The organism is Streptomyces sp. E2N166, from assembly GCF_003671715.1.
In the GTDB taxonomy this organism is placed as follows: Bacteria; Actinomycetota; Actinomycetes; order Streptomycetales; family Streptomycetaceae; genus Streptomyces; species Streptomyces thinghirensis.
Genome location: NZ_RAIF01000012.1, coordinates 936,323 through 950,103, shown reverse-complemented (window position 1 = coordinate 950,103; position 13,781 = coordinate 936,323). Strand labels below are relative to the sequence as shown.

The window sequence follows — 13,781 nt, the reverse complement described above, 5'->3', positions numbered from 1 at the left end:
GCCGTGCCGCCCAGCTGCTGGCGCACCTGAAGCCCGACGCCATCGTCGCCTCCGACCTCGCGCGCGCCGCGAACACGGCCGCCGAGCTGGCCGCGCTCACCGGCCTGGACGTGACCCTGGAGGAGGGCCTGCGGGAGACCTACGCGGGCGTCTGGCAGGGGCTGACCCACGACGAGATCCTCGCCCGGCACGGCGAGGAGTACGCGGCGTGGAAGCGCGGCGAGCCGGTCCGCCGCGGCGGTGGCGAGCTGGAGACCGAGGTGGCCGACCGCGCCGCCCCCGTGGTGCTCCGGCACGCCGAGAAGCTCGCCGAGGACGGCACCCTGGTCGTGGTCAGCCACGGCGGCACGATCCGCACCACCATCGGCCGGCTGCTCGGGCTGGAACCGCACACCTGGGAGAGCCTCGGCGGCCTCACCAACTGCTGCTGGTCCGTCCTGGGCGAGGGCGCCCGCGGCTGGCGTCTGCTCGAGCACAACGCCGGCACGCTGCCGGAACCGGTGCTCGGCGACGACGACTGAGGCGCGGCCGACGGGTCCGGTACCCGGATTTCACTTTCCGGCAGGTCGCAGGCTAAAGTTCTTCTTGTTCGCCCCGCCGAGCGGAGCGAAAGACCATGCGGCCCAGCCGCGTGGCACCAGGGGCTATAGCTCAGTTGGTAGAGCGCCTGCATGGCATGCAGGAGGTCAGGAGTTCAATTCTCCTTAGCTCCACAGCCCACGGACGAATCCCGCCCCCTCGGGGGGCGGGATTTTTCGTTTGCGCCCGCTTGAGCAACGGGAGTCCCGCGGGCGTATACCCCTGTGAGGCTCCGTGTCCGGACCGGTACTGAGGCGTCGCTGACCGTATTGGCCCGGTCGTGGCAGAATCAAACGGCCGGAAGGGGACCGCGACCCGACGGGAGGGAGTGGCGATGCCTGCGAGCATCCTCGAGGAGGTCGGTCACCTCCTCGGCGGAGCGGTGACACGGAACACGGTCACCCGTCTCAGCTGCCCTTCCTGCGGTTCCGGGCACGTGGCCCAAGTCCTCGGCGACAACGGCGGAATCTCGTACGTGTGCACGGCCTGCGGCCACAGCTGGAGCTGATCGATGGGTGCACACAGGCGAAAGTGCGACTGGTGCGGCAGCGGCACCCCGATCGTGCGGGACATGGAGCCGGTCAACCCGGACTACCAGTACTGGTGCGAGGAGTGCGCGCGGGCGCTGATCATAAAGGGCGACCCGATCGAGACGTACCGCGAACTCGAGGGCGAGCCGATCTACGGCCGGCTCCTCGAGGAGCACTGCACTCTCAAGCGGTTCTACTCGTTCGTCACGGCGTAGCGGGCCCGCCCGTCATGGCCTGACAGCTTGCGCAAGGGGTAAAGCGGGCAAACTGGAAACGATTTGGTGTTGTCCCCGGTCGACCGTGTAATGTTGGCGTCGCCGCCGGGGAGACCGGGCGGCAGACAGCAAGGGGCTATAGCTCAGTTGGTAGAGCGCCTGCATGGCATGCAGGAGGTCAGGAGTTCAATTCTCCTTAGCTCCACAGGAACACAGGAAACCCCCGGATCATCGATCCGGGGGTTTCCTCGTGCTCGGCGGGCGTGTGCTCAGCGGCCGAGCGCGCGGCGGCCGCGGCCCTGGGACAGGACCGGCAGGTTGGTGCGCGAGGACGGCGCCTGCCCGCGGGTGTCCTCCTCGATGCGCAGGGCGAGCGCCGGGCAGCGGCGCACCGCGCGGACCGCCTTGGCCTCCGCGAAGCGCGGTACGTCGGCCTGCGCGACGGTCGGGAAGCCGTCGGCGCCGAGTTGGAAGACCTCCGGGAGGATGTCCGCGCACAGGCCGTGGCCCCGGCACAGCGTCCAGTCGACGTAGATCTTCTGGCGGCTGGGCCCGTTCTCCTCCCCACCGCCGCCCGGGATGCCCGTGGGGGTCCCGCCGCCCTCCAGGAGCGGCAGTACGCCCTCCACGGGCCGTCCGCAGCCGTTGCCGAGGACATGGGCGGCGAGGTCGTCCGTGAACGCCGTGAGGGTCGACTCCAGGAACATCGCCGAGCCGTCCGGGTGTGAGCAGGCGCCGCGCCGCTTCACGTTCCTCGCGACCTGCTTGACCGCCTCCAGGGCGGCCGGGCCGCCGCCGTTCAGGATGTCCTCCAGGCCGCGCGCGGCGGCCGGCAGGCCCAGATAGCAGGGGCCGCACTGGCCCGCGCTCTCCTCCGCCAGCCACTGCGCCACCCGCAGCGACTCGCCCAGTGGGCAGGTGTCCTGACCGATCGGCAGGATCGCGCCCGCACCCAGTGAGCCGCCCACCTGCTGCAGGGAGTTGCGGGAGACGATCGCCTCGTCGACGGCCGCCGCGTCGATCCACTTGCCGTGGTAGCCGCCGGTCAGCACGCCCTGCGGCACCGGTGGCGCGCCGGCGAGCTGGAGGACGTAGCGCAGCGGCACGCCCGTCGGCACCTCGATGACCATCGGGCGGGCCACCGCGCCGGAGACGGTGAGCATGACGGTGCCCGGCTCGTCGTACAGGCCGGTGTTGCCGTAGCGCTCCGGGCCGATGCGGGCGGCGATCGCCAGCTGGGCGAACGTCTCGGCGTTGGACAGCAGGGTCGGCGCGCCGCCGACGCCGCTCTTCGAAGCACTGATCTTGCGGCCGGGCGGGATCGCCGGGCCGCCGTCGATGGAGCGGATCAGCGAGGCCGCCGCGCCGGTGACCATGCGGACCGGATTGCGCTGCACGCGCGCGCGGAGGGCGGATCGGCGTCCGTTGCTCAGGCCGCGTTCGGCGAGGGCGGCCTCCATGGAGCGCTGGGTGGACTCGCGGGTGACGCCGATGACGAGGGTGCGGGCGCCCATGGCCTCGGCGCACAGCAGCGCGCCGTCCAGGATCAGGTGCGGGGCGCGGTTGATGAGCACCGTGTCCTTGCGGCAGGCCGGCTCGTCCTCGCTGCCGTTGACGACCACGACGGGCCGTACGCCGCGCTTGATCGCCGCTTCGGCGACCGAGCGGAGCTTCTTGTGGAAGGGGAAGCCCGCGCCGCCGCGGCCCTTCAGGCCGATGCGTTCGGAGAGCTGTGCGAGCTGCTCACCGCCCAGCGGTTCGAGCGGACCGTGCACCTTGAGGTGCATCGGCAGATCCAGGCGCTCGACAAGGTCGAAGCCCGACGTGAGCTGGGGAAGACCGACCACGCGGACTTCGGGGACGTCGGGCAGGGCCTCGTTCACTTAAAAGCCTCCGGAAGGCGTGTTCCAAGGTTCGCCCGAACCCGGTGCGTCGAAATCGTAGGACGCGTCGTAGGGCGACGCACCGGGCGACGCACCGGGGGTTTGTTCAGTGGCGGGACCGCTGTTGTACGTGTCGTTCGGGTAGTACGTGTCGTAGACGGTGTTCGTCTCATTGGTGTCGTACACGTCACTCGAGCCGTAGCCCGACGCGTCCGTATTGCCATAGACCGGGATGTTGTGTCCAGTGTCGTTGAGTGGGTCGTAGGCCGACCGGGGGGCCTCGCCGACCGGGGGTGGCGAGGGGATGGGCCAGCTGCCCGAGGTGCTGCCGCCGCCGTCCACGAAGGGCATCGCCTCGGTGGGCCGCATGTCCGTCGGCAACTGGGCGGACGCGGTCGCCTCGGCCGTCAGCGGCCGCCGGCGCGTGCCGGAGGAGCCGGACACGGCGCGGTAGGCCGCCGCGAAGCCGCCTGCGGGCTCCGGGGGCGTGAGGCGCTCGGCGGGCTCGTACAGGGGCGCGGACGGGGACGCCGTGCGCGGCTGCGACGCCCCGGCGCTCTCGTAGCCCGGCAGCGCGGACGTCGCCGTGGTCCGGGCCCGCCTCTCTTCCAGCTCCTCGCGGGCCATCCGTTCCCCGGTCCCGAAGAACCCGGCGATCTTGTCGGCGACCCTGCGCTTGACCGGGCGGGGCGCCGCGCGCAGCGCCAGGGCGGCCATGACGCCGAGCACGGACAGGCCGTACAGGATCAGGAAGACCGGCTTCGCCGCGCGACCCGCGTAGAGCCCGTGCAGCAGGGCCAGGCACCACGCCGGGTAGGCCAGCATGTGCATGGTCCGCCAGCGGGCGGCCACGGGGGACGCGGATGCGAAGCGGTTGCGCAGGGCGCCGGTGACGCCCACGAAGATCATGAGCATGCTGGCCAGCGTGCCGAAGCCGATCAGGACGCTCCGGCCGCCGAACGACTCGTCGTCCGTGGCCAGGAGTCCGAACGGGACCACCGCGGCCACCCAGGTGGTGTGGTCCAGGGCCAGCTTGACCCCGATGTGCACCAGCAGGAACACGACCGCGGCGACCGCGGTGATCCGGTGCACCGCCTGGGCCAGGATCCGCTGGCGGGTGTCGAGGACGATCCGGTCCTGGGCGACGAGTCCCCAGATCACCGAGCAGCTGAGGAGGACGAGGGAGAGGACGCCGGCGCCGAAGTTGAGGAACTCCGCGAAGGTGTCGTCCGCCGTGCTGTCGTTCGTCACCACGGCAGACCTCCCCACGTCGCGGACGCGAGGGGAGAGGGCGAGCTGTTGCTGCGGGGGTGGATCGAGGGAGGGTTCGAGGGGTTCATGGGGCAACTCCGGAGCGGTTCGGGGTAGCGGTCCCGGTGCCGCACTCTAGGTGGCGCCATACCCGTGAGTACGAGGTTTGAGTTATTGCGTTGTTATCAAACGACAATGCGTTCGCGCTGATGTCCCTTAGTGGTCGTTACGCGAAGTAACCTTTGACCTTGGTTCAGATTTTCCGGCCGTACGGCGTGGTGCGGGAGGCCGTGCGGGTGGCCGGAAGCCCGTCGCGGCCCGCTCGACGACTGCGGTACCCTGACGCCATGCGTGCCGTACGCCTTCTGCTTAGCGAGCCGCGCTGATCAGTCCCGACCCCGGTCGTAGTCCGGTGGCCGGAATCAGCGCGGCGTCCCCTCCTGTGCGAGGGGATTTTTCATTTCCCGGCATTCGCAGCCGCTGGTCTTGAATGTCGCAGCCGCCGGCAGAGACGATCGATGGAGCTTTGAGGATCATGAGCGAGACGAACCCCGCGGCGACCGCCCCTGTGTCGGCGGACGCCGCGCCGCACCGCTACACGGCTGCCATGGCCGCCGAGATCGAGGCACGCTGGCAGGACTTCTGGGACGCCGAGGGGACGTACGCCGCGCCGAACCCCAAGGGTGACCTGGCGGGCGACCCGGAGCTGGTCGCCAGGCCCAAGAAGTTCATCATGGACATGTTCCCGTACCCCTCCGGTGCGGGCCTGCACGTCGGCCACCCCCTGGGCTACATCGCCACCGACGTCTTCGCCCGCTTCCAGCGGATGACCGGCCACAACGTCCTGCACACCCTGGGCTTCGACGCCTTCGGCCTGCCCGCGGAGCAGTACGCCGTGCAGACCGGCACGCACCCGCGCGTGTCCACCGAGGCCAACATGAAGAACATGCAGAGCCAGCTGCGCCGGCTGGGCCTGGGCCACGACAAGCGCCGGTCGTTCGCCACGATCGACCCCGAGTACTACAAGTGGACCCAGTGGATCTTCCTGCAGATCTTCAACTCCTGGTACGACGAGGAGGCGCGCAGGGCCCGCCCGATCGCCGAGCTGGTCGCCCGGTTCGAGTCCGGTGAGCGTGCCGTCCCCGGCCACCCCGGGCGCGCGTGGAACGCCCTGAGCGACGCCGAGCGCGCCGACGTGCTGGGCGGCTTCCGCCTGGCCTACGCCTCCGACGCGCCCGTCAACTGGTGCCCCGGACTGGGCACCGTGCTGGCCAACGAGGAGGTCACCGCCGACGGCCGCTCCGAGCGCGGCAACTTCCCCGTCTTCAAGTCCAAGCTGCGCCAGTGGAACATGCGCATCACCGCCTACGCCGACCGGCTGCTGGACGACCTGGACGAGCTGGACTGGCCCGAGGCCATCAAGCTGCAGCAGCGCAACTGGATCGGCCGCTCCGAGGGTGCCCGCGTCGACTTCCCCGTCGACGGCGAGCGCATCACCGTCTTCACCACCCGCCAGGACACCCTGTTCGGCGCGACCTACATGGTGCTGGCGCCCGAGCACCCGCTGGTCGAGAAGTTCACCCCGGCCGCCTGGCCCGAGGGCACGCACGACGTGTGGACCGGCGGTCACGCGACCCCGACCGAGGCGGTCGCGGCGTACCGCGCGCAGGCCGCGTCCAAGTCCGACGTCGAGCGGCAGGCCGAGGCCAAGGACAAGACCGGCGTCTTCATCGGCGCCTACGCGACCAACCCGGTCAACGGCGAGCAGGTTCCCGTCTTCATCGCCGACTACGTGCTGATGGGCTACGGCACCGGCGCGATCATGGCCGTCCCGGCGGGCGACCAGCGGGACTTCGAGTTCGCCCGCGCCTTCGAGCTGCCGATCCGCTGCGTCGTCGAGCCCACCGACGGCCGGGGCACCGACCCGGCCACCTGGGAGGACGCCTTCGGGTCGTACGACGCGAAGATCATGAACTCGTCGAACGACGAGATCAGCCTGGACGGCCTGGGCGTCGTCGAGGCCAAGGAGCGCATCACCGAGTGGCTGGAGCGGACCGGCGCAGGCGAGGGCACCGTCAACTTCCGCCTGCGCGACTGGCTGTTCAGCCGCCAGCGCTACTGGGGCGAGCCCTTCCCGATCGTCTACGACGAGGACGGCATCGCCCACTCCCTGCCCGAGTCGATGCTGCCGCTGGAGCTGCCCGAGGTCGAGGACTACTCCCCGCGCACCTTCGACCCGGACGACGCCGACACCCGGCCCGAGACCCCGCTGTCGCGCAACGAGGACTGGGTGAACGTCACCCTGGACCTGGGTGACGGCCGCGGCCCGCGCCGGTTCCGCCGCGAGACCAACACCATGCCCAACTGGGCCGGCTCCTGCTGGTACGAGCTGCGCTACCTGGACCCGCACAACAGCGAGCAGCTGGTCGACCCCGAGATCGAGCAGTACTGGATGGGCCCGCGCGAGGGCCTGCCGCACGGCGGCGTCGACCTGTACGTCGGCGGCGCCGAGCACGCCGTGCTGCACCTGCTGTACGCGCGCTTCTGGTCCAAGGTCCTGTTCGACCTGGGGCACGTCTCCTCGGCCGAGCCGTTCCACAAGCTGTTCAACCAGGGCATGATCCAGGCCTACGTCTACCGGGACAGCCGCGGCATCGCGGTGCCGGCCGCCGAGGTGGAGGAGCGCGACGGCGCCTACTACCACCAGGGCGAGAAGGTCTCCCGGCTGCTGGGCAAGATGGGCAAGTCCCTGAAGAACGCGGTCACTCCCGACGAGATCTGCGCCGAGTACGGCGCCGACACCCTGCGCCTGTACGAGATGGCGATGGGCCCGCTGGACGTCTCCCGGCCGTGGGACACGCGCGCGGTGGTGGGCCAGTTCCGGCTGCTGCAGCGGCTGTGGCGCAACGTCGTCGACGAGGACACCGGCGAGGTGACGGTGGCGGACGTCGGGGAGTCCGACATCGAGGTCGACACCCTGCGCGCTCTGCACAAGGCCATCGACGGCGTGCGGCAGGACCTGGAGGGCATGCGGTTCAACACCGCCATCGCCAAGGTCACCGAGCTGAACAACCACCTGACGAAGGTGGGCGGCGCGGTCCCGCGCACGGTCGCCGAGCGCCTGGTGCTGCTGGTCGCGCCGCTGGCCCCGCACGTCGCCGAGGAGCTGTGGCGCAAGCTGGGGCACACGGATTCCGTGGTGCACCAGGACTTCCCGGTGGCCGATCCGGCCTACGTCGTCGACGAGGCCGTGACCTGCGTCGTGCAGATCAAGGGCAAGGTCAAGGCGCGTCTGGAGGTCAGCCCGTCCATCTCCGAGGAGGATCTGGAGAAGGCGGCGCTGGCCGACGAGAAGGTCGTGGCGGCGCTGGGCGGGGCCGGGATCCGCAAGGTCATCGTGCGTGCGCCGAAGCTGGTGAACATCGTTCCGGCCTAGGGCCGGCGCCGCGGTACCGCCGGGCTCGGGGTAGTCCCCTACGGGGAGGGTCCGGGTCCGGTTCGGGCAGGTTCGGGGTTCCGTTGGAACCCTGGGCCTGCCCGTGGCGTTTACCGTGGAAGAGCGGCGTGGCGGTTGCCGTGCCGCGGCCCGCCGGTCCGCGGGCCGGACGCTCGGAGGAGGAGCTTCGTGGAAGCGGTGATCGCAGTCTTCGGTCTGCTTTTCGTGCTCGCCCTCGTGCTGGGCGCCTACGCCACGGTGAAAGCCGTCGGCGCGGCCAAACGCAGCGTGGACCGCGGCATCACCCAGGCCCGCCGCACGGTCGAGGACCACACACTGCGGGCCAAGTCCCTCGTCCAGACGGGTCCGGCGGGCGAGCTCGCACAGCTGCGGCTGGCCCTGCGCACGTCGATGCGGGCCACGCAGGACGCGCTGCACGCGGGAGTGGCCGAGGACGAGTCCCTCAAGGAGTCCCTCGCCCTCTTCGAGCGGCTCAGCGCGCACGGGTTCGAACTGGACGGCGAGCTCAGGCGGCTGGAGTCCGAACCGGACCGCGCCACGCTCGCCGAGCGACTGCCCACGCTGCGCGAGCGCACCGAGCGCATCGTCCATTCGGCGGAGTCCCTGCGCTGGGCGGCCCGCGACCGGGCCCACCGTTTCGCCGACGACGACCTGGACTCCCTGAGCGCACAGATCGACGTCGAGGCCGGTGCCCTGCGGCACTGGACGGAGACGGAGACGGAGACGGAGCCCGCCGCCGCGCCGCCGCCCTGGCCCGAGGCGCCGGGCACCGACGCCCCGGCCGCCCGGCAGAGTTGGCCTCAGACCCCGCAGCACTCGGGGCAGGAGCCGGCGGAGGAACCCGCGCGGCCCGCCATCACACCGCCCGGCCCGAGCCCCGTGTACCCCTGGCAGAAGAAGGCCCGTCCGGAGAACACGACCTGACCACGGACCTGTGAACGCCCGGTCGTCGGGGCCGGGCTGCCGTATGGGCGCTACGGCAGGTAACCTCCAGCTCATGTCCCGCCATGTCGCGATCGTCACGGATTCAACGGCCTACCTCCCGGCCCGGACGATGGAGCGGCACGGCATCACCGCGGTACCTCTGACCGTCGTCCTGGGCGACCGGGCGCTGGAGGAGGGCACCGAGATCTCGACCCGTTCGCTGGCCCAGGCCCTGCAGAAACGGCGGCCGGTCACCACCTCCCGCCCCAGCCCCGAACTCTTCGCCGAGACCTACCGCAAGATCGCCGAGTCCGGCGCGGACGGCATCGTCTCCCTCCACCTCTCCGCCGAACTCTCCGGCACGCACGACGCGGCCGTCGTCGCCGCGCGGGAGGCGGCGGTTCCGGTGCGTGTAGTGGACACCGGGATGATCGCGATGGCCCTCGGATTCTGCGCGCTCTCCGCGGCGGAGGCGGCGGAGGCGGGAGGCACGGTGGACGAAGCGGTCACGGCCGCGGAGAAGCGGGCCGCGGGGACGTCCGCCTACTTCTACGTCGACACCCTCGACTATCTGCGTCGCGGCGGCCGGATCGGGGCGGCCCAGGCACTGTTCGGTTCCGCTCTCGCGGTGAAGCCCCTGCTGCAGCTGGGCGGCGGCCGCATCGAGCCCCTGGAGAAGGTCCGGACGGCGTCCAAGGCCATCGCCCGGCTGGAGGAGATCGTCGCCGACCGGGCGGGCAGCGCACCCGTCGACATCGCCGTCCACCATCTCGCCGCCCCCGACCGGGCGTCGGCCCTGGCGGACCGCCTGCGGGACCGGGTGCCCGGGCTGGCCGACCTGCATGTGAGCGAGGTCGGCGCGGTGATCGGGGCGCACACGGGGCCCGGGCTGCTGGGGGTCGTGGTCTCGTCGCGGTGAGGGGCGGTCGCGCGTCACGGCTGTGCGTCACCCGTGCGGGGGCCGGGGTTTTCCACAACCTGGGGGTCGTCCCCGGGAATTGAGCATGATCATCGCGGGCGGGCGGAGGTGTCCGATCCTCGTCGCATGGCTCTTCGATCACGCTCACGCACAGCTACCGCCACCAGTGGCCCGGGCCGTGGCCCGGCTTCCGACGGCCGGCTCCGCAACCACCGCTCGCGCCGCTCCGTCGGCCGGGCGCGGCACAGGCGCCGTCCCGCGCCGGCGGAGGAGCTCCGCCGACGTGCGGAGGCGCTCTTCGTCGGGCCCGGCGGACACGGCGGATACGAGGGACACGATGGACACGACGGATACACCGGGTCCGTCGGGCAGGGGAGCGAGCCGGGTACGGGACCGCCACCGTCCTGGAGCCGCGATGCCGGGCGCCCGCAGGGAGCCGGAGACGGTGGCAGGGCACGGGGGGACGTAGCGGGGGCGCGAGGAGGGGACGGGCGAGGAGGGAGTGCGCGAGGAGAAGACGCGCACGGAGGGAGTGCGCAGGAAGGGGGAGCGTCACCGGACGCCTTCGACGGCGCCGCGGCGACCTGGCGGGAACGGGCCGGGCAGGCGCTGCGGGAGCGGATGCCGGTGTGGCTCCAGACGCGGTGCGGACTGGAGCGCCGCAGCGTGGCCGCGCTCACGATGCTGCTCGTCGTCGCGATGGTCTTCGCCGCACAGCACTTCTGGACCGGTCGCACCCAGCCCGTGGCGGCGCCCGAGACGGTGCGGGAGGCGGCGGCGTTCGGCGCGGCAGGAGAGGACGAGTCGGCAGGAGCGGGCCCCACGGCCGGCCCGCCCAGGGGCCCGGCCGAGGGCACAGCCACGGCCACGGTCGGGGCCGAGATCGTGGTGGACGTCGGCGGCAAGGTCCGCAAGCCCGGAATCCACCGCCTTCCGGCAGGGGCACGTGTCGCGGATGCCCTGCGCGCCGCGGGAGGCGTGCGATCCGGTACCAAGACCGACGGGCTGAACCGGGCGCGTTTCCTGGTGGACGGCGAGCAGGTGATCGTCGGCGCTTCCGCGCCGGCCGGGCCGGGCGGCACCTCCCCGGGCGGGCCGGGCGCCCCGGCAGCGGGGGCCGCTCCCGCGGCACCGGTCTCCCTCAACACGGCGACCGCCGATCAGCTCGACACCCTGCCGGGCGTCGGCCCCGTGCTGGCCCAGCACATCATCGACTACCGCACCCGGCACGGCGGTTTCCGCTCGGTGGACGAACTGCGCGAGGTGAACGGCATCGGCGATCGCCGCTTCGCCGACCTGCGCAACCTCGTGCGGCCATGAGCACGGACGCGAGCACGGCCATGAGCGTGCGGACGAGGCCGCCGAGCGCGTCGGCGGAGCGCACCGGCCACCTGACCGCGCCCCCGCGCGCAGCCGTGCACGCCGCCTCCGGGCACCGGCTCGGTGCGGCGCATCCCCGGCAGGACGGCCCCACGGACCTGCGGCTGGTGCCGCCCGCGCTCGCGGCCTGGGCGACGGCGGCGCTGATGCCGGACGTGCCGGTCGGGTGGACCGCGGGCCTCCTGATCGGCGCTCTGGCCCTGTCCGGCGTGCTGCTGCTGGGGGTGCGGAGGCAGCGCACGACGCGCGGACGGCACCGCCCGACGGTCGCCGCCCTGCTCCTGTGCGTCGCCGCGTCCGCCACCTCGGCCGCGCTGCACGGGGTGGACCTGCGCCGGGGACCCGTGCCGGCGCTGGCACGGCAGTACGCCACCGTCACCGCCGAGTTGGAGATCACCGCCGACCCCCGCCTCACCCGGCCCCGCGTCCGGGGAAACCGGGCCGTGCCGCCCACCGTGCTGCTCGAAGCCGACGTACGGCGGGTGACGGAGGCGGGCGGAAGGGAGGTGGCGACACGGACACCGGTGCTGGTGCTCGTGGACGTGGCCGAGGGCGACCGCGAGGGCGAGGGCACGGGCACGAGTGAGGGGGGATCGGGCCGGGCCTCCTCGGGGGACGCGGACGACGCGCGGCTCACCCGTGCCGGGCCCGGTACCTCGCGCTGGCTGGGACTGCTGCCGACGACGCGGCTCCTCGTCACCGCCCGTTCGGCACCCCCGAGGGCGAGCGGGGACCGGATCGCCGCCGTGCTGCGGGTACGGGGCGGCCGGGAGGCGCCGGAGGTGGTGGCAGGGCCGTCTGGGGCACAGCGGCTGGCGGGACGACTGCGGGCCGGGCTGCGGGAGGCCACCGAGGGGCTGCCGGCGGACGCGCGGGCGCTGCTGCCGGGGCTGGTCGTCGGTGACACGTCGCGTATCACGCCGGAGCTGGAGGAGGCGTTCAAGGAGGCCGACCTCGCGCACACGCTGGCCGTTTCCGGAGCCAACTTCACGATCGTGCTGGCCCTGCTGCTCGGACCGCCGGGACTGGCCCAGCGCAGCGAGCGCCGGGGGCTGGCGCCCCGTCTCGGTATCTCCCTGCGGACGACCGCGCTGCTCGGCGGGGTGCTGGCACTCGCCTTCGTCGTAGTGTGCCGGCCCGACCCGAGCGTGCTGCGGGCCGCCGCCTGCGGGGCCGTCGCCCTGCTCGCCCTGGCCACCGGACGCCGCAGATCTCTGCTCCCGGCGCTGGCGACGGCCGTGCTCCTCCTGGTGCTGTACGACCCGGGGCTGGCCCGAAGTTATGGCTTCCTGCTCTCCGTGCTGGCCACCGGGGCGCTGCTCACAGTGGCCCCGCGCTGGAGCGCGGCGTTGCGCCGGCGCCGGGTTCCTCCTCGGCTCGCCGAGGCGCTGGCCGCCGCGGGCGCGGCCCAGGCACTGTGCGCGCCGGTCGTAGCCGTGCTGTCGGCGCGGGTGAGCCTGGTGGGGGTGCCCTGCAATCTTCTCGTGGAGTTCGCGGTCGCGCCGGCCACGGTGCTGGGGTTCGCGGCGCTGGCGACGGCACCGGTGGCGATGCCGGTGGCCGAAGGGCTGGCCTGGTGCGGCGGTTGGCCGGCCGAGTGGATCGCGGGGATCGCCCGTGCCGGGGCCGCGCTGCCCGGCGCGGGAGTGGACTGGCCGGGCAGCTGGGCCGGGGCGGCGCTGCTCGCCCTCGTCACGGTGGGCGTGCTGCTCGTCGGCCGGCGGTTGCTGAGGCATCCGTGGTGGTGCGGTGTGTGCGCGGTGCTGCTGGTGCTGGCGGTGGTGCGGCCACCGCCACTGGCCCGGGTGATCACGGGGTGGCCTCCGCCGGGCTGGCGGATGGTGATGTGCGACGTCGGACAGGGCGACGCCATGGTGCTCGCGTCGGGTGAGGGCGCGGGCGTCGTGGTGGACACCGGGCCCGACCCGGCGCTGGTCGACCACTGTCTGCGCTCCCTCGGCATCACCCGCGTCCCGCTCGTGGTGCTGACCCACTTCCACGCCGACCATGTGGCGGGCCTGCCCGGGGTGTTGCGGGGGCGTTCGGTGGGCGCGATCGAGACGACCGCCCTCGAAGAGCCCGCGGACCAGGCCGAGTCCGTCCGCAGGCAGGCGGCGGCACGGCGGATTCCCCTGCGGCACGCCTCCGCCGGGGAAGAGCGCCGGTCCGGCCCCCTGTCCTGGCAGGTGGTGTGGCCGCCACCGACCCCTCCGAAGGGCCCACCACCGACCCCTCCGACGACCGCGGCGCCGGTCTTCCCGACGAGCACGGAAGGAGCCAACGACGCCAGCGTCACCCTCCTGGTGCGGACGGCGGGACTGCGTCTGCTGCTTCTCGGGGACCTGGAGCCCCCGGCACAGCGGGAGCTGGCGAGATCACCCGCGGGAGCGGCGCTGGAAGGGGTCGACGTGCTGAAGGTGGCCCATCACGGCTCCGCTCACCAGGATGCCGATCTCATACGGAAGGTGGCCCCACGGCTCGCGCTCATCAGCTGCGGCGAGGACAACACCTACGGGCACCCGGCCCCCGGCACCGTCGAGGCGCTGCGTGCCCAGGGCGCGACGGTGCTGCGGACGGACCGGGACGGGGCACTGGCGGTCGCCGGCACGGGCAGGGCGTTGCGGGTGGCGCGAGACTGAGGGC

10 protein-coding genes and 2 tRNA genes are annotated in these 13,781 nt (G+C 72.6%); 10 read left to right on the top strand and 2 right to left on the bottom strand.

The features are described from left to right. The 5 genes from EBH09_RS12065 to EBH09_RS12045 all read left to right on the top strand — a co-directional run. The coding region (locus tag EBH09_RS12065; RefSeq protein WP_153182648.1) for a histidine phosphatase family protein at positions 1 to 521 on the top strand (521 nt) is incomplete at its 5' end. Positions 522 to 640: 119 nt separating this feature from the next. Then, a tRNA-Ala gene (locus EBH09_RS12060) sits at positions 641 to 713 on the top strand. Between the two features lie 200 nt (positions 714 to 913). Further along, positions 914 to 1,087, top strand: a complete 174-nt coding sequence (locus EBH09_RS12055; protein WP_107095222.1) for a hypothetical protein — start codon at positions 914 to 916, stop codon at positions 1,085 to 1,087. A gap of 3 nt (positions 1,088 to 1,090) precedes the next feature. Further along, positions 1,091 to 1,324, top strand: a complete 234-nt coding sequence (locus tag EBH09_RS12050) for a hypothetical protein (RefSeq protein WP_003976229.1) — start codon at positions 1,091 to 1,093, stop codon at positions 1,322 to 1,324. Between the two features lie 132 nt (positions 1,325 to 1,456). Continuing rightward, positions 1,457 to 1,529, top strand: a tRNA-Ala gene (locus EBH09_RS12045). Between the two features lie 64 nt (positions 1,530 to 1,593). On the opposite strand, the gene EBH09_RS12040 is transcribed toward EBH09_RS12045, so the two are convergent. After that, complete coding sequence (locus EBH09_RS12040; RefSeq protein ID WP_193776247.1) at positions 1,594 to 3,207, bottom strand: NADH-quinone oxidoreductase subunit NuoF family protein; 1,614 nt, start codon at positions 3,205 to 3,207, stop codon at positions 1,594 to 1,596. Beyond that, complete coding sequence (locus tag EBH09_RS12035) at positions 3,208 to 4,461, bottom strand: ferric reductase-like transmembrane domain-containing protein (RefSeq protein ID WP_121746979.1); 1,254 nt, start codon at positions 4,459 to 4,461, stop codon at positions 3,208 to 3,210. It abuts the gene before it with no gap. A 532-nt stretch (positions 4,462 to 4,993) separates the two neighbouring features. Here EBH09_RS12035 and leuS point away from each other — a divergent pair. From leuS to EBH09_RS12010, 5 genes are all read left to right on the top strand, one after another. After that, positions 4,994 to 7,894, top strand: a complete 2,901-nt coding sequence (leuS, locus tag EBH09_RS12030; protein ID WP_121746978.1) for a leucine--tRNA ligase — start codon at positions 4,994 to 4,996, stop codon at positions 7,892 to 7,894. 189 nt (positions 7,895 to 8,083) lie between these two features. Then, positions 8,084 to 8,839: a hypothetical protein gene (locus EBH09_RS12025; RefSeq protein ID WP_121746977.1), complete on the top strand. Its 756-nt coding sequence runs from the start codon at positions 8,084 to 8,086 to the stop codon at positions 8,837 to 8,839. Between the two features lie 73 nt (positions 8,840 to 8,912). Beyond that, positions 8,913 to 9,758, top strand: coding sequence for a DegV family protein (locus tag EBH09_RS12020; protein WP_121746976.1), 846 nt, complete (start codon positions 8,913 to 8,915; stop codon positions 9,756 to 9,758). 126 nt (positions 9,759 to 9,884) lie between these two features. Continuing rightward, a complete protein-coding gene (locus EBH09_RS12015; protein ID WP_121746975.1) occupies positions 9,885 to 11,078 on the top strand; it encodes a ComEA family DNA-binding protein in 1,194 nt (397 codons plus the stop codon). Positions 11,079 to 11,098: 20 nt separating this feature from the next. Beyond that, on the top strand, positions 11,099 to 13,777 hold the full coding sequence (locus EBH09_RS12010) for a ComEC/Rec2 family competence protein (RefSeq protein WP_121747359.1): 2,679 nt from the start codon (positions 11,099 to 11,101) through the stop codon (positions 13,775 to 13,777). Positions 13,778 to 13,781 lie beyond the last annotated feature (4 nt).

Bases quoted from the DNA above. Each gene is read 5' to 3' on its own strand.
- EBH09_RS12055 (WP_107095222.1), top strand. From the start codon at position 914: ATGCCTGCGAGCATCCTCGAGGAGGTCGGTCACCTCCTCGGCGGAGCG.
- EBH09_RS12050 (WP_003976229.1), top strand. From the start codon at position 1,091: ATGGGTGCACACAGGCGAAAGTGCGACTGGTGCGGCAGCGGCACCCCG.
- leuS (WP_121746978.1), top strand. From the start codon at position 4,994: ATGAGCGAGACGAACCCCGCGGCGACCGCCCCTGTGTCGGCGGACGCC.
- EBH09_RS12020 (WP_121746976.1), top strand. From the start codon at position 8,913: ATGTCCCGCCATGTCGCGATCGTCACGGATTCAACGGCCTACCTCCCG.
- EBH09_RS12015 (WP_121746975.1), top strand. From the start codon at position 9,885: ATGGCTCTTCGATCACGCTCACGCACAGCTACCGCCACCAGTGGCCCG.
- EBH09_RS12010 (WP_121747359.1), top strand. From the start codon at position 11,099: ATGAGCGTGCGGACGAGGCCGCCGAGCGCGTCGGCGGAGCGCACCGGC.